The organism is Candidatus Methylospira mobilis, from assembly GCF_009498235.1.
Lineage (GTDB): Bacteria > Pseudomonadota > Gammaproteobacteria > Methylococcales > Methylococcaceae > Methylospira > Methylospira mobilis.
In genome coordinates, this window is the sequence record NZ_CP044205.1 from 211,649 (window position 1) to 238,242 (window position 26,594).

General features: G+C 64.6%; 1 protein-coding gene (cut by a window edge). It reads right to left on the reverse strand.

The features are described 5' to 3' along the window. A protein-coding gene (locus F6R98_RS00860; RefSeq protein WP_153247326.1) for a non-ribosomal peptide synthetase crosses the window boundary here: on the reverse strand, nt 1-26,594 show its 3' portion. It continues 1,207 nt past the right edge of the window; only the last 26,594 of its 27,801 coding nucleotides appear in the window; its start codon lies off the right edge, out of view; its stop codon occupies nt 1-3.

The window sequence follows — 26,594 nt, forward strand, 5'->3', positions numbered from 1 at the left end:
TCACCTCACCGGTAACATGCTTTGATTGATGACCATTGCAATCTTTCTGATTGCAGAGAGTGATTTCAGCATATTGATGTGCCTACTGATGACGGGAACCCTGATGACGTTTCGGCAGTAGTGGCTCCACCCGGAGAGCGCCTGGTCACGTTCGGAAGAGGGACTTTCTTCAGTTGCAACGAAAAGTGTTGCGTCGAACTGACCTTTATTCATGCGATGCGCTGAGGCGCGCTCATCGCTTCGCAGCGTTTCTGCCGCCAGACACAGCAAATACTCAGGAGGAGTATTCCGAGGGACGAGCTGCTGTCTGATTGCCTCTGTCAGAATTTCTTCTATCAACTCAGAGTCCGCGGCATCCGGGTTAAATGCTAGATCGAAGTCTTCCGCGTAAGCCCGGATAATATCATGCATTTTTTCATGCGGTTGGTCAGAAATCATGTTCTTTGGCCTGTCGTCCTGATTAGGACACCCAGAGTCGAGGAGGCCGAGGAAGTTGATTTTCTGTCCCTGCATTTCAAGCTGGCAGGCGAGTGCGTGAGCGATCAAGCCGCCCGCAGAGTAGCCGATAAGATGATAGGGTCCTTGCGGCTGTAGGGATTGTATGGCTGTGAGATAAACCGAAATCATTTCATCGAAGGATTCGAAGGGTATCTCTCCGGCTTCAATGCCCCGGGATTGCAGACCATACACAGGTTGTTCCGTTTGTATGTAGTTTGCGAGATCGCAAAAGATTAAAGAATTACCAGTCGCCGGATGTATGCAGAACAGTGGGGGCTTGCATCCTGATGTTTTGATGGGCAGGATTGGCGAATAGGGTTTGTGGCCATTCGAAGTTCTAAGCAGGCGGGCAAGGGCTTCGACGGTGGGATGCTCGAACAGCGCCCGGAGCGGCAGTTCGAGAGCGGTCGCCTCGCGCACCCGTGCGATCAGGCGCATCGCCAGCAGCGAATGTCCGCCGAGGGCAAAGAAACCATCGTCGACGCCGACGGGTGACGCGCCGGTCAGTTCGGCGTAAAGCGCGGCCAGCAAGGCCTCTTTTGCATCCCTGGGCGGGCGGTAAGCCGCATCGCCCCGAATCTCCGCTTCGGGCAGGGCGCGGCTATCGAGCTTGCCGTTGGGGGTGAGCGGCAGGTGATCGATCGCGACAAAGGCGGCGGGAATCATATAGTCTGGCAGGGAGCGGGCCAGATGCGCGCGCAGCGCCGAAGCGGAGGGCGGTTCAATGCCGCCTTTGTGAACGCAATAGGCGATCAGGCGCCTGTCGCCCGGTGCGCCGTGCATGCCCTGAACCGGGCGCGCCTGTACGGTGACCTGAGCAATGGCGGGGTGAGAAGCGAGCGCGGCCTCGATCTCGCCGGGCTCGATGCGGAAGCCGCGGATCTTGACTTGAAGATCGCAGCGTCCGAGGTAATCGAGGTTGCCGTCGTCACGCCATCGGGCGAGATCGCCGCTGCGGTACATGCGGGCGCCGGGCGGGCCGAAGGGACAGGCGATGAAGCGCTCGGCGGTCAGTCCGGGGCGGTGTGCGTAGCCGCGCGCCAGGCCTGCGCCTGCGATGTAGAGTTCGCCGGGGACGCCGACCGGGACCGGGTTCAGGGCGGAATCGAGAAGATAGATCCGGGTGTTCCAGATCGGAGCGCCGACCGGTGGTGTCTGGTCGCCCTCCTCGGGCCGACACAGCCAGGCGGTGACATCAATCGCCGCCTCTGTGGGGCCATAGAGATTCCAGAGCCGGGCACTGGGTAAAACGTCATGTATCCTTTCCTTAAGCCAGCCAGTCAGCGCTTCGCCGCTGGTTACGATCTGTCTTATGCTGGGCAGGCTATTTTCATATCCCTGCTCGACAAAGACGACCAGCATGGAAGGAACAAAATGCAGGGTGGTAATGCCGAAATCGGCAATGACGCCGGCCAGATACCCGGGATCCTTATGTCCATTCGGTTTGGCGATGATGAGGCGTGCCCCGGTGAAAAGCGGTAATAAAAACTCCCAAACCGAGACATCGAAACTCCAGGGTGTTTTCTGCAAAATGCGATCTTTCGCATCAAGCGACAGTAGCTCCTGCATCCAGGCAAGGCGGTTATGGAGCGCCGCATGCGTATTGCCCACCCCCTTTGGCGCGCCGGTACTGCCCGAGGTATAGATCAGATAGGCGAGATGCTGCGGAGAGAGGGGGCGAACCCGCTCGGCCTGGGTGAGCGCCTCGGGGCTGAACTGGGCCAGCTGCGCCTGGGTCGCGGGATCGTCGAGGCACAGCGTCTGCCGGGTTGAGGCCAATCCCTCCGCCGGCGCCGCACTCTCCGGACTGTCCAGACGCGCGTGAAGAATGTCCGTTGAGGTAATGAGCAGGCGCGCCCGGCTGTCCTCGATCATGAAGGCGAGACGGTCTTTCGGGTATTCGGGATCGAGCGGCAGATAAGCCGCGCCGGCCTTGAGAACGGCGAGCAGCGCAACCACCATCTCGATCGAACGTTCGAGGGCGATGGCGACGATATCCTCGGGGCCGATGCGCAGCCGAACCAGATAGCGGGCGAGGCGGTTGGCTTTACTGTCCAGTTCCCGGTAGCCGAGCTCGCAGTCGCCGAAGACCAGGGCGACGGCCTCGGGCGAGGCGTTGACCTGCGCCTCGAACAGCGCGGGCAGGGGGGTCTCGGGCAGGTCATGGGCGGTGGCGTTGAAGTCCTGGAGAACCTGGCTGCGCGCCGGTTCTCCCAGCAGCGGCAAGGCGGCCGGCGGTAAAGCCGGTTGCTCCACCATTCCGGTGACGAGGTTGAGAAAAGCGTCACGCCAACGCAGGACGCTGTTCTCGTCAAAGAGATCGGCGTCGAACTCGAAGCCGCCGGCAATCGCGCCATCCGGCGTCGTCGCCAGGGAAAGGGTAAGATCGAACTTGGCCCGATCGGGCGAGAGCGGGAGGCACTCAACCTGCAGTCCCTCCAATGCAAAAGTTTCATCGCTCTGGTGCTGCCAGGCAAACATCGCCTGGAACAGCGGGGTGTGGGACAGCGAGCGTCCCGCCGCGAGCTCCTCGACCAGACGCTCGAAGGGCGCGTCCTGATGCGCGAGGGCATCCAGGACACGGTCCCTGACCTGGGCGATGAGGTCATCGGCGCTGAGCGTTCCCACAAGCGTGATGCGCAAGGTCAGGGTGTTGACGAAGAAACCGATCAGGTATTCCAGATCCGGCAGGGCGCGTCCGGCGACCGGGAAACCGATGACGACCTCGTCCTGGCGGGCCAGCCTTGCGAGAAGCGCGGCATAAGCGGCCATCAGCACGGCAAACAGGGTCGAGCCGTGGCGGTGGGCGCATTGTTCGAGCGCGGCGCGCAGTGGTGCGGAGCAGCGGAGCGGAATACTCCCTGCCCGGCGGGCGCGATGCGCTTCGCGGGGGCGGTCGGCGGGCAGGGAGAGCAACGCGGGTGCGCCGGTCAGACGCTCGCGCCAATGGGCAAGCTGACGATCGAGCTCGCCTGAGCCTTCGAGCCAGCGTCGCTGCCAGGCGGCATGATCGGCATAGGCAAGCGGCAGGGACGCGCAGGCCGGGGGAACGCCGCGTACGGCGGCGGCATAGCCTTCCCGCAACTCGCGCAGGATCACCCCGACCGAGACGCCATCGCCGGCGGCATGATGCAGAACGACCACCAGGACGTGCTCGCACGGGTCACAGCGGAACAGCGTGGCGCGCAGCAGGAGATCGCGGGCCAGCTCGAAGGGGCGAACTGTCTCGCGAACGATCGCGTCATGCAGCGCGGATTCGCGTTGGCCGGAATCCGGAGCGGAGAGGTCATGGACAGCGATCAGCGTCTCGGCCGGGGGTACCGGCAACAGAAGGCCGGTGGGCTGACCGTCGCGTTCGACGATAACGGTTCTGAGCGGTTCATGGCGAAGGATCAGCGTTTCGAGCGCGGCGGCCATGGCCCTGCTATCGAAAGCGCCGTGCAGGCGGAATGCGCCGGGCATGTTGTAGCGGGAAGAGGGGCCTTCAAGCCGGTCGAGTGCCCAGAGGCGCACCTGTCCGAAGGAAAGGGCGCGGTACTCGCCGTCAGCGCCTTCGCCTGGGCGAATCGGCGGACGGGCATCGCGGGCCAGGGAATCGAGGACCTTCGCGAGCGCTTCGACGGTGGGGTGCTCGAACAGCGCCCGGAGCGGCAGTTCGAGAGCGGTCGCCTCGCGCACCCGTGCGATCAGGCGCATCGCCAGCAGCGAATGTCCGCCGAGGGCAAAGAAACCATCGTCGGCGCCGACGGGTGACGCGCCGGTCAGTTCGGCGTAAAGCGCGGCCAGCAAGGCCTCTTTTGCATCCCTGGGCGGGCGGTAAGCCGCATCGCCCCGAATCTCCGCTTCGGGCAGGGCGCGGCTATCGAGCTTGCCGTTGGGGGTGAGCGGCAGGTGATCGATCGCGACAAAGGCGGCGGGAATCATATAGTCTGGCAGGGAGCGGGCCAGATGCGCGCGCAGCGCCGAAGCGGAGGGCGGTTCAATGCCGCCTTTGTGAACGCAATAGGCGATCAGGCGCCTGTCGCCCGGTGCGCCGTGCATGCCCTGAACCGGGCGCGCCTGTACGGTGACCTGAGCAATGGCGGGGTGAGAAGCGAGCGCGGCCTCGATCTCGCCGGGCTCGATGCGGAAGCCGCGGATCTTGACTTGAAGATCGCAGCGTCCGAGGTAATCGAGGTTGCCGTCGTCACGCCATCGGGCGAGATCGCCGCTGCGGTACATGCGGGCGCCGGGCGGGCCGAAGGGACAGGCGATGAAGCGCTCGGCGGTCAGTCCGGGGCGGTGTGCGTAGCCGCGCGCCAGGCCTGCGCCTGCGATGTAGACTTCGCCGGGGACGCCGACCGGGACCGGGTTCAGGGCGGAATCGAGAAGATAGATCCGGGTGTTCCAGATCGGGGAGCCGATGGTCACCGCACCAGGGTAAACGCCGCCATCCAGAACCGGATCCAGTGGCCGGCTCATTGTTGCACAAACGGTAGCCTCGGTAGGTCCGTAGGCGTTGATCATCCGTCGGCCCGCAGAAAACCTTGCAGCGAGGGAAGGCGGGCAGGTTTCGCCTGCCACGACGAGGGTTTCGATATCCCTAAAAGCTTCTGGTTCAAGAGAGCACAGAACGGCCGGCGGCAGGGTGATCACTGACGCGTTAATACTTTTTGTTATTGCCTGACTCCCCACGGCAAACAAAGCATGATTGGATTGAGGGATAATCAGGCACGCTCCAGCGTAAAGCGCAGAAAATATTTCCCAAATACTGGCATCGAAAGCCGAGGATGCAAACTGCAAAACGCGCGAGGAGGCTCCGATTCCAAGTGCTTGTTTTTGGAAGCTGATCAAATTAAGTATGCCGACATGCTGGACATACACTCCCTTTGGCGCGCCGGTGCTGCCCGAAGTATAGATCAGATAGGCGAGATGCTGCTGGGTGAGGGGGCGAACCCGCTCGGCCTGGGTGAGCGCCTCGGGGCTGAACTGGGCCAGCTGCGCCTGAGCGGAGGGATCGTCGAGGCACAGCGTCTGCCGGGTTGAGGCAAAGTCCTCCGCGGGCGCCGCACTCTCCGGACTGTCCAGACGCGCGTGAAGAATGTCCGTTGAGGTAATAAGCAGGCGCGCCCGGCTGTCCTCGATCATGAAGGCGAGACGGTCTTTCGGGTATTCGGGATCGAGCGGCAGATAAGCCGCGCCGGCCTTGAGAACGGCGAGCAGCGCAACCACCATCTCGATCGAACGTTCGAGGGCGATGGCGACGATATCCTCGGGGCCGATGCGCAGCCGAACCAGATAGCGGGCGAGGCGGTTGGCTTTACTGTCCAGTTCCCGGTAGCCGAGCTCGCAGTCGCCGAAAACCAGGGCGATGGCCTCGGGCGAGGCGTTGACCTGCGCCTCGAACAACGCGGGCAGGGGGGTCTCGGGCAGGTCATGGGCGGTGGCGTTGAAGTCCTGGAGAACCTGGCTGCGCGCCGGTTCTCCCAGCAGCGGCAAGGCGGCCGGCGGTAAAGCCGGTTGCTCCACCATTCCGGTGACGAGGTTGAGAAAAGCGTCACGCCAACGCAGGACGCTGTTCTCGTCAAAGAGATCGGCGTCGAACTCGAAGCCACCGGCAATCGCGCCATCCGGCGTCGTCGCCAGGGAAAGGGTAAGATCGAACTTGGCCCGATCGGGCGAGAGCGGGAGGCACTCAACCTGCAGTCCCTCCAATGCAAAAGTTTCATCGCTCTGGTGCTGCCAGGCAAACATCGCCTGGAACAGCGGGGTGTGGGACAGCGAGCGTCCCGCCGCGAGCTCCTCGACCAGACGCTCGAAGGGCGCGTCCTGATGCGCGAGGGCATCCAGGACACGGTCCCTGACCTGGGCGATGAGGTCATCGGCGCTGAGCGTTCCCACAAGCGTGATGCGCAAGGTCAGGGTGTTGACGAAGAAACCGATCAGGTATTCCAGATCCGGCAGGGCGCGTCCGGCGACCGGGAAACCGATGACGACCTCGTCCTGGCGGGCCAGCCTTGCGAGAAGCGCGGCATAAGCGGCCATCAGCACGGCAAACAGGGTCGAGCCGTGGCGGTGGGCGCATTGTTCGAGCGCGGCGCGCAGTGGTGCGGAGCAGCGGAGCGGAATACTCCCTGCCCGGCGGGCGCGATGCGCTTCGCGGGGGCGGTCGGCGGGCAGGGAGAGCAACGCGGGTGCGCCGGTCAGACGCTCGCGCCAATGGGCAAGCTGACGATCGAGCTCGCCTGAGCCTTCGAGCCAGCGTCGCTGCCAGGCGGCATGATCGGCATAGGCAAGCGGCAGGGACGCGCAGGCCGGGGGAACGCCGCGTACGGCGGCGGCATAGCCTTCCCGCAACTCGCGCAGGATCACCCCGACCGAGACGCCATCGCCGGCGGCATGATGCAGAACGACCACCAGGACGTGCTCGCACGGGTCACAGCGGAACAGCGTGGCGCGCAGCAGGAGATCGCGGGCCAGCTCGAAGGGGCGAACTGTCTCGCGAACGATCGCGTCATGCAGCGCGGATTCGCGTTGGCCGGAATCCGGAGCGGAGAGGTCATGGACAGCGATCAGCGTCTCGGCCGGGGGTACCGGCAACAGAAGGCCGGTGGGCTGACCGTCGCGTTCGACGATAACGGTTCTGAGCGGTTCATGGCGAAGGATCAGCGTTTCGAGCGCGGCGGCCATGGCCCTGCTATCGAAAGCGCCGTGCAGGCGGAATGCGCCGGGCATGTTGTAGCGGGAAGAGGGGCCTTCAAGCCGGTCGAGTGCCCAGAGGCGCACCTGTCCGAAGGAAAGGGCGCGGTACTCGCCGTCAGCGCCTTCGCCTGGGCGAATCGGCGGACGGGCATCGCGGGCCAGGGAATCGAGGACCTTCGCGAGCGCTTCGACGGTGGGGTGCTCGAACAGCGCCCGGAGCGGCAGTTCGAGAGCGGTCGCCTCGCGCACCCGTGCGATCAGGCGCATCGCCAGCAGCGAATGTCCGCCGAGGGCAAAGAAACCATCGTCGGCGCCGACGGGTGACGCGCCGGTCAGTTCGGCGTAAAGCGCGGCCAGCAAGGCCTCTTTTGCATCCCTGGGCGGGCGGTAAGCCGCATCGCCCCGAATCTCCGCTTCGGGCAGGGCGCGGCTATCGAGCTTGCCGTTGGGGGTGAGCGGCAGGTGATCGATCGCGACAAAGGCGGCGGGAATCATATAGTCTGGCAGGGAGCGGGCCAGATGCGCGCGCAGCGCCGAAGCGGAGGGCGGTTCAATGCCGCCTTTGTGAACGCAATAGGCGATCAGGCGCCTGTCGCCCGGTGCGCCGTGCATGCCCTGAACCGGGCGCGCCTGTACGGTGACCTGAGCAATGGCGGGGTGAGAAGCGAGCGCGGCCTCGATCTCGCCGGGCTCGATGCGGAAGCCGCGGATCTTGACTTGAAGATCGCAGCGTCCGAGGTAATCGAGGTTGCCGTCGTCACGCCATCGGGCGAGATCGCCGCTGCGGTACATGCGGGCGCCGGGCGGGCCGAAGGGACAGGCGATGAAGCGCTCGGCGGTCAGTCCGGGGCGGTGTGCGTAGCCGCGCGCCAGGCCTGCGCCTGCGATGTAGAGTTCGCCGGGGACGCCGACCGGGACCGGGTTCAGGGCGGAATCGAGAAGATAGATCCGGGTGTTCCAGATCGGGGAGCCGATGGGGACGTCGGTGCCGCCTGATTCCGCCCCGGTCGCCTCATATATAACACAGCCTACAACCGTTTCAGTGGGTCCATATTCGTTGATTAAGCGCGTATCAGGGGCATAGGTACGCCAGATATCCAGATGATTCGAATTAAGCGCTTCACCGCCAATGACCAGAACTTGAATCTGCCTCTCCAGCGTCGTTGACTCCAGTTTCTCTGCAAGTATTCCAAGATGAGCTGGAGTTACTTTGGCAAGCGATAGGTTCTGTCTTCTGGATAGAAGATCAGCCAGCTCGTCTAATTCCCGATCAGGGTCGAGGAGATAAACAGTTCTGCCGACAGCCAAGGGCAGCCAAAGGCTGGTTGCGGTGGCATCGAAACTGATGGAGGTATTGATCGGAGCGCCGGTTCCGTGTTCCGGGTGATAGAAACGAATGGCCCAGTGAACATAGTTATAGAAGCCCTCATGATGAATCGCGGAAGCCTTCGGTTTTCCGGTGCTGCCCGAAGTATAGATCAGATAGGCGAGATGCTGCGGAGAGAGGGGGCGAACCCGCTCGGCCTGGGTGAGCGCCTCGGGGCTGAGCTGGGCCAGCTGCGTCTGGGTCGCGGGATCGTCGAGGCACAGCGTCTGCCGGGTTGAGGCCAATCCCTCCGCGGGCGCCGCACTCTCCGGACTGTCCAGACGCGCGTGAAGAATGTCCGTTGAGGTAATGAGCAGGCGCGCCCGGCTGTCCGCGATCATGAAGGCGAGACGGTCTTTCGGGTATTCGGGATCGAGCGGCAGATAAGCCGCGCCGGCCTTGAGAACGGCGAGCAGCGCAACCACCATCTCGATCGAACGTTCGAGGGCGATGGCGACGATATCCTCGGGGCCGATGCGCAGCCGAACCAGATAGCGGGCGAGGCGGTTGGCTTTACTGTCCAGTTCCCGGTAGCCGAGCTCGCAGTCGCCGAAAACCAGGGCGATGGCCTCGGGCGAGGCGTTGACCTGCGCCTCGAACAGCGCGGGCAGGGGGGTCTCGGGCAGGTCATGGGCGGTGGCGTTGAAGTCCTCCAGCACCTGTTGGCGCTCCGCCGGCGTCAGGACGTTGAGCTCCGCGACGCGGGTAGCCGGGTTTGCCTCCGCCATCCGGCCCAGCAGCACCGTGAGCTGCTCGAGAATGCGGTTTGCAGTCTGCGCATCGACCCGCGAACGGTCATGACTGAGGCGCAGCCGCACGGATTTACCGGGGATCACCGTCAGTGAAAGCGGATAATGGGCGGAGTCGAAGCCGTTGACCTCACCGATCCGCAGACCTTCGGCAAAGGTTTGCAGCGTCTCATCGACCGGATAATTCTCGAAGACGTAAAGCGCCTCGAACAGCGGAGCGCCGTCGCCGATGCCGGCGAGGCGCTGCACGGTACTGAGCGGGAGATGGGCATGCGGCTCCTGTTCGGCCTGGATGAGCTGCAGCTCGCGGAGCCAGGCCGCCAGATTGTCTCCCGGGCGTAGCGAGGCGTGTAGAGGCAGGGTGCCGATATACAGCCCGACTGCCTGGTCGACGCCTTCGCGCGCGGCGTTGCGGCCGCTGCGGGTGATGCCGATAGTGATCGCGGACAGCGCATTCAACTGGCCGAGCAGGCGCATGAAGGCGCCCTGGAAAACGGTGGAAAGGGTTAAATCGTTCGCGCGGGCAAAAGCCTCCAGATCCCTGCCGAGATCGGCAGAGAGGGCGCTATGGCATTCGCCGATACCGGATAGCCGCTTGGCGGGTGCGGGGAGCGCGGCGAGGGCGCCGCCTTCGTGTACCTGGAGATGCTTTCGCCAATAGGCGCCGGCGGCATCCCGGTCCTGTTGCAGCAGCCAGGCCAGATGCCGGCGCCAGTCATAGGGCGCGGGAAGGACATCACCCCGGTACAGCGCGGCGAAGTCGGCGAACAGGATCGGCATGGACCAGCCATCAAGCAGGGCATGGTGATTGGCGATCAGCAGGGTATGGCGATCCGGTCCATGGCGGACGAGCCTGGCGCGCAGCAGGGGGCCGTGCTCGAGATCAAAGCACTCGGCCTTGTCTTCGGCGATGATACTTTCCAGTATCGCGGCCCGTTCCTCAGCGTTCCGGACCGGCAGCTCGCAGTAGCGCCAGTCCGGGCCGGTATGCGACAGCAGGCCCAGCCCCTGAACCAGGGCCTGCGCAGGCAGCGCGAGGCGGAGCACGGCGTGACGTTCGATCAGTTGCCCGAAGGCTTCCCTGAGCCGCCCGGCGTCGAGCGGGCCGCGAAGATCAAGGGCGATCTGGACATGATAGGGATCGTCCCCCCGCTCGGGGTCAAGCGCCAGACTCTCGAAGGCCAGTCCGGCCTGAAGCGGCGCCAGCGGGATGACCGCCTCGAAAGCGGGTTCGGCGGCCAGCCGGTCCAGCAGCGCCTGATCCAGCCCCGCCTGTCTTGCCAACGGGAAATCGGCCGGAATCCTGCGCTGCGCCAGGGGCGCCTGCTGACAATGCCGGCATAGCGCAGCGAGCGCGGCTTCGAAATACCGGGCCAGAGAAGCGATGGCCGCTTCGTCATGGACCTCGGGCAGATAACACCAATTAACGCAAAGCGCGCCGTCCGCATTGAGGAAAGCGTTCACGTCGATGAGATGGGTGCGCGCCCTGAGCGGATCGTCCTGACCGCCGCCCAGGTCATCCGGTGCGAAACACCAGCCTTCGGAAGCGGGAGTCTGCTCGAAGCGGCCGAGGTAGTTGAACAGAATGCCGGGCCTGGGCAGCGCCGCGAGAAGTGGCGCGGTATCGGGATTGAGGTGGCGCAGGATGCCAAAGCCCAGGCCTTTGTCGTCGGTGATGCGCAGCGCCTCCCTGATGCGGCGCAGCAGCAGACCTGCCGCCGCGCCGCCCTGGAACGCCTCGCCGAGCGAGAGGCCTGCGCAATCGAGGCGTACGGGATGCACGCTGGTGAACCAGCCCACGGTGCGGGTGAGATCGAGTCCGCTGGCCTCGTCCTCGCGGCCATGGCCTTCGCGATCCACCAGCAGCGGAGCGTAAGAGCTGAACGCTGCTCCGGCCAAATCCGGCCGCCATCGTTCGAGCGCCATGGCCAGCGCCGCGAGCAGGAAATCGTCAATGGTCGCGTCATAGACGCCCAGCGCCGCGTGCAGGCTGTAAAGGGTCGCGGCAGCCACGGAGCCGGAAAGGCATTTGGCCTTGCCAAGCGTATTCCCGATCGGATGCTCACCGGGGAGGGAAAGGCGTTCTTCACCCGGGAGCGCAGCAGCGCCGTGCAGCACGCGCTGCCAGAGCGGCAGTTCGGCCAGCCTTGCCGGGGATGAGGCTTCATGCTGCAGGTAATCGGCCCAGTCGCGAAGGGAATGCGTCCGGGACGGCAGCGGTCGTCCGGCGCACAGCAGTTCAATATCCTCCAGCAGAATACGCCAGGAAACGCCATCGACCGACAGATGATGAATGGCGAGCAGCAGCAGCGGGCGTTGCGAAGCACGGGCCACCCAGAGGGCGGCGACCATGCGTCCCGCGGCCGGATCGAGCTGTGCCGGAAGATCGCGGTAAGCGGCGCGGATAAGGGCGACGGCGTTGTCGGTGGAGGCGGCTGAGGCATCAAGCAGCGAGAACGCCGGCGCCGTGCCAGGAGGATCGAGGATCAGCGCCGGCGGTTCTCCCGCCTCTCCCGGTAAGATCCGCAGGCGCAGCGCATCGTGATGCTTGATGAGCGAAAGCAGCGCGTCCTCGACGGTGGCGGGAGAGAGGCAGGCGGGAACCTCGAGGGCGACGGCCTGGTGGAAGCGGTCGAGGTGGCCGAGTGCCAGGAACTCCCGGGCAATGGGTGTCAGCGCGACCGGTCCCGGAAGGGGCGGCAAACAGGGCGGAATCAGCTCGGAAACCGTGTCGGCGATGGCGGCGAGCGCCTCAACCTGCGGATGCTCGAAGATATCGCGAACGGTAAAGGCCAGTCCTGCACTGCGCGCCTTGCTGACCAGGCGGATGGCGGTGATGCTGTCGCCGCCGAGGGCAAAGAAACCATCGTCGGCGCCGACGGGTGACGCGCCGGTCAGTTCGGCGTAAAGCGCGGCCAGCAAGGCCTCTTTTGCATCCCTGGGCGGGCGGTAAGCCGCATCGCCCCGAATCTCCGCTTCGGGCAGGGCGCGGCTATCGAGCTTGCCGTTGGGGGTGAGCGGCAGGTGATCGATCGCGACGAAGGCGGCGGGAATCATATAGTCTGGCAGGGAGCGGGCCAGATGCGCGCGCAGCGCCGAAGCGGAGGGCGGTTCAATGCCGCCTTTGTGAACGCAATAGGCGATCAGGCGCCTGTCGCCCGATGCGCCGTGCATGCCCTGAACCGGGCGCGCCTGTACGGTGACCTGAGCAATGGCGGGGTGAGAAGCGAGCGCGGCCTCGATCTCGCCGGGCTCGATGCGGAAGCCGCGGATCTTGACTTGAAGATCGCAGCGTCCGAGGTAATCGAGGTTGCCGTCGTCACGCCATCGGGCGAGATCGCCGCTGCGGTACATGCGGGCGCCGGGCGGACCGAAAGGGCAGGCGATGAAGCGCTCGGCGGTCAGTCCGGGGCGGTGTGCGTAGCCGCGCGCCAGGCCTGCGCCTGCGATGTAGAGTTCGCCGGGGACGCCGACCGGGACCGGGTTCAGGGCGGGGTCGAGGACATAAGATTGATATCCGGGTAATGGTTTGCCTATGGAAACGATAGCGGTCGTGTTATTGCCATCAAGCTGAACACTATAACCCGTCGCATCAATCGTGGTCTCGGTAGGACCGTAAAGATTAAAGATGCGGGCATTGGGAAAGATGGACGAAACGGTCAGGGCCGTTTCAACAGAAAGCGCTTCACCGCCGACCAGTAGCTGCGTGAGGTTCGGACAAATGAACGTATCAGGAATCGATGCTGCGAAGAGGGGCGTGGCATCCAGAACGGCAATAGCATGCCGGTTTACTATGAGGACTACTTCATCGGGATTGCGTCTTTGGTTTTCATCGAAAACAATGAGTGTGTGACCGAGTAGGCCGAGGAGTAATTGCTGAATTGAAGGATCGAAACTAACACTCGTGAGCCAGGCGATGCGGCTGCCTGGTTTTAGATCAAGCCAAACAGCGAGGGTTTGGACCTTTCTGGAGATTGATCCTTGCGAGATGCCCACCCCCTTTGGCGCGCCGGTACTGCCCGAAGTATAAATCAGATAGGCGAGATGCTGCGGGGTGAGGGGGCGAACCCGCTCGGCCTGGGTGAGCGCCTCGGGGCTGAGCGGGGCCAGCTGCGCCTGAGCGGAGGGATCGTCGAGGCACAGCGTCTGCCGGGTTGAGGCCAATCCCTCCGCCGGCGCCGCACTCTCCGGACTGTCCAGACGCGCGTGAAGAATGTCCGTTGAGGTAATGAGCAGGCGCGCCCGGCTGTCCGCGATCATGAAGGCGAGACGGTCTTTCGGGTATTCGGGATCGAGCGGCAGATAAGCCGCGCCGGCCTTGAGAACGGCGAGCAGCGCAACCACCATCTCGATCGAACGTTCGAGGGCGATGGCGACGATATCCTCGGGGCCGATGCGCAGCCGAACCAGATAGCGGGCGAGGCGGTTGGCTTTACTGTCCAGTTCCCGGTAGCCGAGCTCGCAGTCGCCGAAAACCAGGGCGATGGCCTCGGGCGAGGCGTTGACCTGCGCCTCGAACAGCGCGGGCAGGGGGGTCTCGGGCAGGTCATGGGCGGTGGCGTTGAAGTCCTCCAGCACCTGTTGGCGCTCCGCCGGCGTCAGGACGTTGAGCTCCGCGACGCGGGTAGCCGGGTTTGCCTCCGCCATCCGGCCCAGCAGCACCGTGAGCTGCTCGAGAATGCGGTTTGCAGTCTGCGCATCGACCCGCGAACGGTCATGACTGAGGCGCAGCCGCACGGATTTACCGGGGATCACCGTCAGTGAAAGCGGATAATGGGCGGAGTCGAAGCCGTTGACCTCACCGATCCGCAGACCTTCGGCAAAGGTTTGCAGCGTCTCATCGACCGGATAATTCTCGAAGACGTAAAGCGCCTCGAACAGCGGAGCGCCGTCGCCGATGCCGGCGAGGCGCTGCACGGTACTGAGCGGGAGATGGGCATGCGGCTCCTGTTCGGCCTGGATGAGCTGCAGCTCGCGGAGCCAGGCCGCCAGATTGTCTCCCGGGCGTAGCGAGGCGTGTAGAGGCAGGGTGCCGATATACAGCCCGACTGCCTGGTCGACGCCTTCGCGCGCGGCGTTGCGGCCGCTGCGGGTGATGCCGATAGTGATCGCGGACAGCGCATTCAACTGGCCGAGCAGGCGCATGAAGGCGCCCTGGAAAACGGTGGAAAGGGTTAAATCGTTCGCGCGGGCAAAAGCCTCCAGATCCCTGCCGAGATCGGCAGAGAGGGCGCTATGGCATTCGCCGATACCGGATAGCCGCTTGGCGGGTGCGGGGAGCGCGGCGAGGGCGCCGCCTTCGTGTACCTGGAGATGCTTTCGCCAATAGGCGCCGGCGGCATCCCGGTCCTGTTGCAGCAGCCAGGCCAGATGCCGGCGCCAGTCATAGGGCGCGGGAAGGACATCACCCCGGTACAGCGCGGCGAAGTCGGCGAACAGGATCGGCATGGACCAGCCATCAAGCAGGGCATGGTGATTGGCGATCAGCAGGGTATGGCGATCCGGTCCATGGCGGACGAGCCTGGCGCGCAGCAGGGGGCCGTGCTCGAGATCAAAGCACTCGGCCTTGTCTTCGGCGATGATACTTTCCAGTATCGCGGCCCGTTCCTCAGCGTTCCGGACCGGCAGCTCGCAGTAGCGCCAGTCCGGGCCGGTATGCGACAGCAGGCCCAGCCCCTGAACCAGGGCCTGCGCAGGCAGCGCGAGGCGGAGCACGGCGTGACGTTCGATCAGTTGCCCGAAGGCTTCCCTGAGCCGCCCGGCGTCGAGCGGGCCGCGAAGATCAAGGGCGATCTGGACATGATAGGGATCGTCCCCCCGCTCGGGGTCAAGCGCCAGACTCTCGAAGGCCAGTCCGGCCTGAAGCGGCGCCAGCGGGATGACCGCCTCGAAAGCGGGTTCGGCGGCCAGCCGGTCCAGCAGCGCCTGATCCAGCCCCGCCTGTCTTGCCAACGGGAAATCGGCCGGAATCCTGCGCTGCGCCAGGGGCGCCTGCTGACAATGCCGGCATAGCGCAGCGAGCGCGGCTTCGAAATACCGGGCCAGAGAAGCGATGGCCGCTTCGTCATGGACCTCGGGCAGATAACACCAATTAACGCAAAGCGCGCCGTCCGCATTGAGGAAAGCGTTCACGTCGATGAGATGGGTGCGCGCCCTGAGCGGATCGTCCTGACCGCCGCCCAGGTCATCCGGTGCGAAACACCAGCCTTCGGAAGCGGGAATCTGCTCGAAGCGGCCGAGGTAGTTGAACAGAATGCCGGGCCTGGGCAGCGCCGCGAGAAGTGGCGCGGTATCGGGATTGAGGTGGCGCAGGATGCCAAAGCCCAGGCCCTTGTCGTCGGTGATGCGCAGCGCCTCCCTGATGCGGCGCAGCAGCAGACCTGCCGCCGCGCCGCCCTGGAACGCCTCGCCGAGCGAGAGGCCTGCGCAATCGAGGCGTACGGGATGCACGCTGGTGAACCAGCCCACGGTGCGGGTGAGATCGAGTCCGCTGGCCTCGTCCTCGCGGCCATGGCCTTCGCGATCCACCAGCAGCGGAGCGTAAGAGCTGAACGCTGCTCCGGCCAAATCCGGCCGCCATCGTTCGAGCGCCATGGCCAGCGCCGCGAGCAGGAAATCGTCAATGGTCGCGTCATAGACGCCCAGCGCCGCGTGCAGGCTGTAAAGGGTCGCGGCAGCCACGGAGCCGGAAAGGCATTTGGCCTTGCCAAGCGTATTCCCGATCGGATGCTCACCGGGGAGGGAAAGGCGTTCTTCACCCGGGAGCGCAGCAGCGCCGTGCAGCACGCGCTGCCAGAGCGGCAGTTCGGCCAGCCTTGCCGGGGATGAGGCTTCATGCTGCAGGTAATCGGCCCAGTCGCGAAGGGAATGCGTCCGGGACGGCAGCGGCCGTCCGGCGCACAGCAGTTCAATATCCTCCAGCAGAATACGCCAGGAAACGCCATCGACCGACAGATGATGAATGGCGAGCAGCAGCAGCGGGCGTTGCGAAGCACGGGCCACCCAGAGGGCGGCGACCATGCGTCCCGCGGCCGGATCGAGCTGTGCCGGAAGATCGCGGTAAGCGGCGCGGATAAGGGCGACGGCGTTGTCGGTGGAGGCGGCTGAGGCATCAAGCAGCGAGAACGCCGGCGCCGTGCCAGGAGGATCGAGGATCAGCGCCGGCGGTTCTCCCGCCTCTCCCGGTAAGATCCGCAGGCGCAGCGCATCGTGATGCTCGATGAGCGAAAGCAGCGCGTCCTCGACGGTGGCGGGAGAGAGGCAGGCGGGAACCTCGAGGGCGACGGCCTGGTGGAAGCGGTCGAGGTGGCCGAGTGCCAGGAACTCCCGGGCAATGGGTGTCAGCGCGACCGGTCCCGGAAGGGGCGGCAAACAGGGCGGAATCAGCTCGGAAACCGTGTCGGCGATGGCGGCGAGCGCCTCAACCTGCGGATGCTCGAAGATATCGCGAACGGTAAAGGCCAGTCCTGCACTGCGCGCCTTGCTGACCAGGCGGATGGCGGTGATGCTGTCGCCGCCGAGGGCAAAGAAACCATCGTCGGCGCCGACGGGTGACGCGCCGGTCAGTTCGGCGTAAAGCGCGGCCAGCAAGGCCTCTTTTGCATCCCTGGGCGGGCGGTAAGCCGCATCGCCCCGAATCTCCGCTTCGGGCAGGGCGCGGCTATCGAGCTTGCCGTTGGGGGTGAGCGGCAGGTGATCGATCGCGACGAAGGCGGCGGGAATCATATAGTCTGGCAGGGAGCGGGCCAGATGCGCGCGCAGCGCCGAAGCGTTGGGCGGTTCAATGCCGCCTTTGTGAACGCAATAGGCGATCAGGCGCCTGTCGCCCGGTGCGCCGTGCATGCCCTGAACCGGGCGCGCCTGTACGGTGACCTGAGCAATGGCGGGGTGAGAAGCGAGCGCGGCCTCGATCTCGCCGGGCTCGATGCGGAAGCCGCGGATCTTGACTTGAAGATCGCAGCGTCCGAGGTAATCGAGGTTGCCGTCGTCACGCCATCGGGCGAGATCGCCGCTGCGGTACATGCGGGCGCCGGGCGGACCGAAAGGGCAGGCGATGAAGCGCTCGGCGGTCAGTCCGGGGCGGTGTGCGTAGCCGCGCGCCAGGCCTGCGCCTGCGATGTAGAGTTCGCCGGGGACGCCGACCGGGACCGGGTTCAGGGCGGAATCGAGAAGATAGATCCGGGTGTTCCAGATCGGGGAGCCGATGGAAACAAAAATCGAATCTGAGTCTGCATCTTTTTCGATTATTTCATAGGCTGTACACGCTATAGTCGATTCAGTTGGACCGTATTGGTTGACAAAGCGAGTTTTTGGATTGTTTTTCCACCACAAATAAACAGCATCCTGTCGAAGCGCTTCACCACCGATGACCACCAGCTGGGCAGAAATTGCCGCCGTTTCAGATTGTATTGAACTTCCGAGGATGTCAAGGTGAACTGGATTCAGCTTGATCAAGGAATAGTTTTCCCTGGATGAAAGATTCGTCGCTAAGTTATCGAGCTCGGTCTGTGGATCAATAAGCCTGACCGAACGTCCTATAATCAGAGGGAGCCACAGACTTGTGCCTGTTGCATCAAAAGCAATGGAGGTATTGATCGGGGCCCCTCTACCACTGTCCGGCCGGTAGAAGTGGATGCCCCAAAAGAGATAATTACTTAATCCCTGATGTGTGACAGCGACCGATTTCGGCGCGCCGGTACTGCCCGAGGTATAAATCAGATAGGCGAGATGCTGCGGAGAGAGGGGGCGAACCCGCTCGGCCTGGGTGAGCGCCTCGGGGCTGAACTGGGCCAGCTGCGCCTGAGCGGAGGGATCGTCGAGGCACAGCGTCTGCCGGGTTGAGGCCAATCCCTCCGCGGGCGCCGCACTCTCCGGACTGTCCAGACGCGCGTGAAGAATGTCCGTTGAGGTAATGAGCAGGCGCGCCCGGCTGTCCTCGATCATGAAGGCGAGACGGTCTTTCGGGTATTCGGGATCGAGCGGCAGATAAGCCGCGCCGGCCTTGAGAACGGCGAGCAGCGCAACCACCATCTCGATCGAACGTTCGAGGGCGATGGCGACGATATCCTCGGGGCCGATGCGCAGCCGAACCAGATAGCGGGCGAGGCGGTTGGCTTTACTGTCCAGTTCCCGGTAGCTGAGTTCGCAGTCGCCGAAAACCAGGGCGATGGCCTCGGGCGAGGCGTTGACCTGCGCCTCGAACAGCGCGGGCAGGGGGGTCTCGGGCAGGTCATGGGCGGTGGCGTTGAAGTCCTGGAGAACCTGGCTGCGCGCCGGTTCTCCCAGCAGCGGCAAGGCGGCCGGCGGTAAAGCCGGTCGCTCCACCATTCCGGTGACGAGGTTGAGAAAAGCGTCACGCCAACGCAGGACGCTGTTCTCGTCAAAGAGATCGGCGTCGAACTCGAAGCCGCCGGCAATCGCGCCATCCGGCGTCGTCGCCAGGGAAAGGGTAAGATCGAACTTGGCCCGATCGGGCGAGAGCGGGAGGCACTCAACCTGCAGTCCCTCCAATGCAAAAGTTTCATCGCTCTGGTGCTGCCAGGCAAACATCGCCTGGAACAGCGGGGTGTGGGACAGCGAGCGTCCCGCCGCGAGCTCCTCGACCAGACGCTCGAAGGGCGCGTCCTGATGCGCGAGGGCATCCAGGACACGGTCCCTGACCTGGGCGATGAGGTCATCGGCGCTGAGCGTTCCCACAAGCGTGATGCGCAAGGTCAGGGTGTTGACGAAGAAACCGATCAGGTATTCCAGATCCGGCAGGGCGCGTCCGGCGACCGGGAAACCGATGACGACCTCGTCCTGGCGGGCCAGCCTTGCGAGAAGCGCGGCATAAGCGGCCATCAGCACGGCAAACAGGGTCGAGCCGTGGCGGTGGGCGCATTGTTCGAGCGCGGCGCGCAGTGGTGCGGAGCAGCGGAGCGGAATACTCCCTGCCCGGCGGGCGCGATGCGCTTCGCGGGGGCGGTCGGCGGGCAGGGAGAGCAACGCGGGTGCGCCGGTCAGACGCTCGCGCCAATGGGCAAGCTGACGATCGAGCTCGCCTGAGCCTTCGAGCCAGCGTCGCTGCCAGGCGGCATGATCGGCATAGGCAAGCGGCAGGGACGCGCAGGCCGGGGGAACGCCGCGTACGGCGGCGGCATAGCCTTCCCGCAACTCGCGCAGGATCACCCCGACCGAGACGCCATCGCCGGCGGCATGATGCAGAACGACCACCAGGACGTGCTCGCACGGGTCACAGCGGAACAGCGTGGCGCGCAGCAGGAGATCGCGGGCCAGCTCGAAGGGGCGAACTGTCTCGCGAACGATCGCGTCATGCAGCGCGGATTCGCGTTGGCCGGAATCCGGAGCGGAGAGGTCATGGACAGCGATCAGCGTCTCGGCCGGGGGTACCGGCAACAGAAGGCCGGTGGGCTGACCGTCGCGTTCGACGATAACGGTTCTGAGCGGTTCATGGCGAAGGATCAGCGTTTCGAGCGCGGCGGCCATGGCCCTGCTATCGAAAGCGCCGTGCAGGCGGAATGCGCCGGGCATGTTGTAGCGGGAAGAGGGGCCTTCAAGCCGGTCGAGTGCCCAGAGGCGCACCTGTCCGAAGGAAAGGGCGCGGTACTCGCCGTCAGCGCCTTCGCCTGGGCGAATCGGCGGACGGGCATCGCGGGCCAGGGAATCGAGGACCTTCGCGAGCGCTTCGACGGTGGGGTGCTCGAACAGCGCCCGGAGCGGCAGTTCGAGAGCGGTCGCCTCGCGCACCCGTGCGATCAGGCGCATCGCCAGCAGCGAATGTCCGCCGAGGGCAAAGAAACCATCGTCGGCGCCGACGGGTGACGCGCCGGTCAGTTCGGCGTAAAGCGCGGCCAGCAAGGCCTCTTTTGCATCCCTGGGCGGGCGGTAAGCCGCATCGCCCCGAATCTCCGCTTCGGGCAGGGCGCGGCTATCGAGCTTGCCGTTGGGGGTGAGCGGCAGGTGATCGATCGCGACAAAGGCGGCGGGAATCATATAGTCTGGCAGGGAGCGGGCCAGATGCGCGCGCAGCGCCGAAGCGGAGGGCGGTTCAATGCCGCCTTTGTGAACGCAATAGGCGATCAGGCGCCTGTCGCCCGGTGCGCCGTGCATGCCCTGAACCGGGCGCGCCTGTACGGTGACCTGAGCAATGGCGGGGTGAGAAGCGAGCGCGGCCTCGATCTCGCCGGGCTCGATGCGGAAGCCGCGGATCTTGACTTGAAGATCGCAGCGTCCGAGGTAATCGAGGTTGCCGTCGTCACGCCATCGGGCGAGATCGCCGCTGCGGTACATGCGGGCGCCGGGCGGACCGAAGGGGCAGGCGATGAAGCGCTCGGCGGTCAGTGCGGGGCGGTGTGCGTAGCCGCGCGCCAGGCCTGCGCCTGCGATGTAGAGTTCGCCGGGGACGCCGACCGGGACCGGGTTTAATGCTGGGTCGAGAATATAAGCACACTCATTGCCAAGCGGTTTTCCAATGATGCCAGCATCATTGCCAGAAACAACAGCGTGCTTGCTTGACCAGATTGTGGTTTCGGTCGGACCGTATACATGAGTTACGCTTCCGAAGTACAACAGCCGATCCAGAAGATGGCTGGATGCGGACTCTCCACCGATGACGATTCGAACAGGAAGGTTGAAGTCTGATTCCAACAGCGCGCTCCACATGCTTGGAGTCGCCTGCATGAAGGTGGGCTTGATTCGTCCAGCTATTTTCCTGATGGCATCCGGCGTGCGACTTTCTTCGCTTGGTAGGATATGTACAGAAGCTCCTGCTGTTAAAGGAAGAAAAATTTCCAATCCTGCAATATCGAAGGAGAGGGTTGTCAGCGCGAGTAAGCTGTCTTTAACACCCAGGTCGTTTTTAAAGGATGAAAGCAGTCCACACAAGTTGAGTTGAGTGATGCCCACCCCCTTTGGCGCGCCGGTACTGCCCGAAGTATAGATCAGATAGGCGAGATGCTGCGGGGTGAGGGGGCGAACCCGCTCGGCCTGGGTGAGCGCCTCGGGGCTGAGCTGGGCCAGCTGCGCCTGGGTCGCGGGATCGTCGAGGCACAGCGTCTGCCGGGTTGAGGCCAATCCCTCCGCCGGCGCCGCACTCTCCGGACTGTCCAGACGCGCGTGAAGAATGTCCGTTGAGGTAATGAGCAGGCGCGCCCGGCTGTCCGCGATCATGAAGGCGAGACGGTCTTTCGGGTATTCGGGATCGAGCGGCAGATAAGCCGCGCCGGCCTTGAGAACGGCGAGCAGCGCAACCACCATCTCGATCGAACGTTCGAGGGCGATGGCGACGATATCCTCGGGGCCGATGCGCAGCCGAACCAGATAGCGGGCGAGGCGGTTGGCTTTACTGTCCAGTTCCCGGTAGCCGAGCTCGCAGTCGCCGAAAACCAGGGCGATGGCCTCGGGCGAGGCGTTGACCTGCGCCTCGAACAGCGCGGGCAGGGGGGTCTCGGGCAGGTCATGGGCGGTGGCGTTGAAGTCCTCCAGCACCTGTTGGCGCTCCGCCGGCGTCAGGACGTTGAGCTCCGCGACGCGGGTAGCCGGGTTTGCCTCCGCCATCCGGCCCAGCAGCACCGTGAGCTGCTCGAGAATGCGGTTTGCAGTCTGCGCATCGACCCGCGAACGGTCATGACTGAGGCGCAGCCGCACGGATTTACCGGGGATCACCGTCAGTGAAAGCGGATAATGGGCGGAGTCGAAGCCGTTGACCTCACCGATCCGCAGACCTTCGGCAAAGGTTTGCAGCGTCTCATCGACCGGATAATTCTCGAAGACGTAAAGCGCCTCGAACAGCGGAGCGCCGTCGCCGATGCCGGCGAGGCGCTGCACGGTACTGAGCGGGAGATGGGCATGCGGCTCCTGTTCGGCCTGGATGAGCTGCAGCTCGCGGAGCCAGGCCGCCAGATTGTCTCCCGGGCGTAGCGAGGCGTGTAGAGGCAGGGTGCCGATATACAGCCCGACTGCCTGGTCGACGCCTTCGCGCGCGGCGTTGCGGCCGCTGCGGGTGATGCCGATAGTGATCGCGGACAGCGCATTCAACTGGCCGAGCAGGCGCATGAAGGCGCCCTGGAAAACGGTGGAAAGGGTTAAATCGTTCGCGCGGGCAAAAGCCTCCAGATCCCTGCCGAGATCGGCAGAGAGGGCGCTATGGCATTCGCCGATACCGGATAGCCGCTTGGCGGGTGCGGGGAGCGCGGCGAGGGCGCCGCCTTCGTGTACCTGGAGATGCTTTCGCCAATAGGCGCCGGCGGCATCCCGGTCCTGTTGCAGCAGCCAGGCCAGATGCCGGCGCCAGTCATAGGGCGCGGGAAGGACATCACCCCGGTACAGCGCGGCGAAGTCGGCGAACAGGATCGGCATGGACCAGCCATCAAGCAGGGCATGGTGATTGGCGATCAGCAGGGTATGGCGATCCGGTCCATGGCGGACGAGCCTGGCGCGCAGCAGGGGGCCGTGCTCGAGATCAAAGCACTCGGCCTTGTCTTCGGCGATGATACTTTCCAGTATCGCGGCCCGTTCCTCAGCGTTCCGGACCGGCAGCTCGCAGTAGCGCCAGTCCGGGCCGGTATGCGACAGCAGGCCCAGCCCCTGAACCAGGGCCTGCGCAGGCAGCGCGAGGCGGAGCACGGCGTGACGTTCGATCAGTTGCCCGAAGGCTTCCCTGAGCCGCCCGGCGTCGAGCGGGCCGCGAAGATCAAGGGCGATCTGGACATGATAGGGATCGTCCCCCCGCTCGGGGTCAAGCGCCAGACTCTCGAAGGCCAGTCCGGCCTGAAGCGGCGCCAGCGGGATGACCGCCTCGAAAGCGGGTTCGGCGGCCAGCCGGTCCAGCAGCGCCTGATCCAGCCCCGCCTGTCTTGCCAACGGGAAATCGGCCGGAATCCTGCGCTGCGCCAGGGGCGCCTGCTGACAATGCCGGCATAGCGCAGCGAGCGCGGCTTCGAAATACCGGGCCAGAGAAGCGATGGCCGCTTCGTCATGGACCTCGGGCAGATAACACCAATTAACGCAAAGCGCGCCGTCCGCATTGAGGAAAGCGTTCACGTCGATGAGATGGGTGCGCGCCCTGAGCGGATCGTCCTGACCGCCGCCCAGGTCATCCGGTGCGAAACACCAGCCTTCGGAAGCGGGAATCTGCTCGAAGCGGCCGAGGTAGTTGAACAGAATGCCGGGCCTGGGCAGCGCCGCGAGAAGTGGCGCGGTATCGGGATTGAGGTGGCGCAGGATGCCAAAGCCCAGGCCCTTGTCGTCGGTGATGCGCAGCGCCTCCCTGATGCGGCGCAGCAGCAGACCTGCCGCCGCGCCGCCCTGGAACGCCTCGCCGAGCGAGAGGCCTGCGCAATCGAGGCGTACGGGATGCACGCTGGTGAACCAGCCCACGGTGCGGGTGAGATCGAGTCCGCTGGCCTCGTCCTCGCGGCCATGGCCTTCGCGATCCACCAGCAGCGGAGCGTAAGAGCTGAACGCTGCTCCGGCCAAATCCGGCCGCCATCGTTCGAGCGCCATGGCCAGCGCCGCGAGCAGGAAATCGTCAATGGTCGCGTCATAGACGCCCAGCGCCGCGTGCAGGCTGTAAAGGGTCGCGGCAGCCACGGAGCCGGAAAGGCATTTGGCCTTGCCAAGCGTATTCCCGATCGGATGCTCACCGGGGAGGGAAAGGCGTTCTTCACCCGGGAGCGCAGCAGCGCCGTGCAGCACGCGCTGCCAGAGCGGCAGTTCGGCCAGCCTTGCCGGGGATGAGGCTTCATGCTGCAGGTAATCGGCCCAGTCGCGAAGGGAATGCGTCCGGGACGGCAGCGGTCGTCCGGCGCACAGCAGTTCAATATCCTCCAGCAGAATACGCCAGGAAACGCCATCGACCGACAGATGATGAATGGCGAGCAGCAGCAGCGGGCGTTGCGAAGCACGGGCCACCCAGAGGGCGGCGACCATGCGTCCCGCGGCCGGATCGAGCTGTGCCGGAAGATCGCGGTAAGCGGCGCGGATAAGGGCGACGGCGTTGTCGGTGGAGGCGGCTGAGGCATCAAGCAGCGAGAACGCCGGCGCCGTGCCTGGAGGATCGAGGATCAGCGCCGGCGGTTCTCCCGCCTCTCCCGGTAAGATCCGCAGGCGCAGCGCATCGTGATGCTTGATGAGCGAAAGCAGCGCGTCCTCGACGGTGGCGGGAGAGAGGCAGGCGGGAACCTCGAGGGCGACGGCCTGGTGGAAGCGGTCGAGGTGGCCGAGTGCCAGGAACTCCCGGGCAATGGGTGTCAGCGCGACCGGTCCCGGAAGGGGCGGCAAACAGGGCGGAATCAGCTCGGAAACCGTGTCGGCGATGGCGGCGAGCGCCTCAACCTGCGGATGCTCGAAGATATCGCGAACGGTAAAGGCCAGTCCTGCACTGCGCGCCTTGCTGACCAGGCGAATGGCGGTGATGCTGTCGCCGCCGAGGGCAAAGAAACCATCGTCGACGCCGACGGGTGACGCGCCGGTCAGTTCGGCGTAAAGCGCGGCCAGCAAGGCCTCTTTTGCATCCCTGGGCGGGCGGTAAGCCGCATCGCCCCGAATCTCCGCTTCGGGCAGGGCGCGGCTATCGAGCTTGCCGTTGGGGGTGAGCGGCAGGTGATCGATCGCGACAAAGGCGGCGGGAATCATATAGTCTGGCAGGGAGCGGGCCAGATGCGCGCGCAGCGCCGAAGCGGAGGGCGGTTCAATGCCGCCTTTGTGAACGCAATAGGCGATCAGGCGCCTGTCGCCCGGTGCGCCGTGCATGCCCTGAACCGGGCGCGCCTGTACGGTGACCTGAGCAATGGCGGGGTGAGAAGCGAGCGCGGCCTCGATCTCGCCGGGCTCGATGCGGAAGCCGCGGATCTTGACTTGAAGATCGCAGCGTCCGAGGTAATCGAGGTTGCCGTCGTCACGCCATCGGGCGAGATCGCCGCTGCGGTACATGCGGGCGCCGGGCGGACCGAAGGGACAGGCGATGAAGCGCTCGGCGGTCAGTGCGGGGCGGTGTGCGTAGCCGCGCGCCAGGCCTGCGCCTGCGATGTAGAGTTCGCCGGGGACGCCGACCGGGACCGGGTTCAGGGCGGAATCGAGAAGATAGATCCGGGTGTTCCAGATCGGGGAGCCGATGGGGACGTCGGTGCCGCCTGATTCCGCCCCGGTCGCCTCATATATAACACAGCCTACAACCGTTTCAGTGGGTCCATATTCGTTGATTAAGCGCGTATCAGGGGCATAGGTGCGCCAGATATCCAGATGATTCGAATTAAGCGCTTCACCGCCAATGACCAGAACTTGAATCTGCCTCTCCAGCGTCGTTGGCTCCAGTTTCTCTGCAAGTATTCCAAGATGAGCTGGAGTTACTTTGGCAAGCGATAGGTTCTGTCTTCTGGATAGAAGATCAGCCAGCTCGTCTAATTCCCGATCAGGGTCGAGGAGATAAACAGTTCTGCCGACAGCCAAGGGCAGCCAAAGGCTGGTTGCGGTGGCATCGAAACTGATGGAGGTATTGATCGGAGCGCCGGTTCCGTGTTCCGGGTGATAGAAACGAATGGCCCAGTGAACATAGTTATAGAAGCCTTCATGATGAATCGCGGAAGCCTTCGGTTTTCCGGTACTGCCCGAAGTATAGATCAGATAGGCGAGATGCTGCGGGGTGAGGGGGCGAACCCGCTCGGCCTGGGTGAGCGCCTCGGGGCTGAGCTGGGCCAGCTGCGCCTGGGTCGCGGGATCGTCGAGGCACAGCGTCTGCCGGGTTGAGGCAAAGTCCTCCGCCGGCGCCGCACTCTCCGGACTGTCCAGACGCGCGTGAAGAATGTCCGTTGAGGTAATGAGCAGGCGCGCCCGGCTGTCCTCGATCATGAAGGCGAGACGGTCTTTCGGGTATTCGGGATCGAGCGGCAGATAAGCCGCGCCGGCCTTGAGGACGGCGAGCAGCGCAACCACCATCTCGATCGAACGTTCGAGGGCGATGGCGACGATATCCTCGGGGCCGATGCGCAGCCGAACCAGATAGCGGGCGAGGCGGTTGGCTTTACTGTCCAGTTCCCGGTAGCCGAGTTCGCAGCCGCCGAAAACCAGGGCGATGGCCTCGGGCGAGGCGTTGACCTGCGCCTCGAACAGCGCGGGCAGGGGGGTCTCGGGCAGGTCATGGGCGGTGGCGTTGAAGTCCTCCAGCACTTTCCGATGTTCACTTTCATCCATAATCCGGAGTTCTGCCAGGTTCTTTAGGGTTGAGTCCTGCACCGTGTTTACGATGAATAGAATAAAACGGCTCAGATGACCAGCAAGGTCCGTTTCCGTGTAAAGTTCCTGGT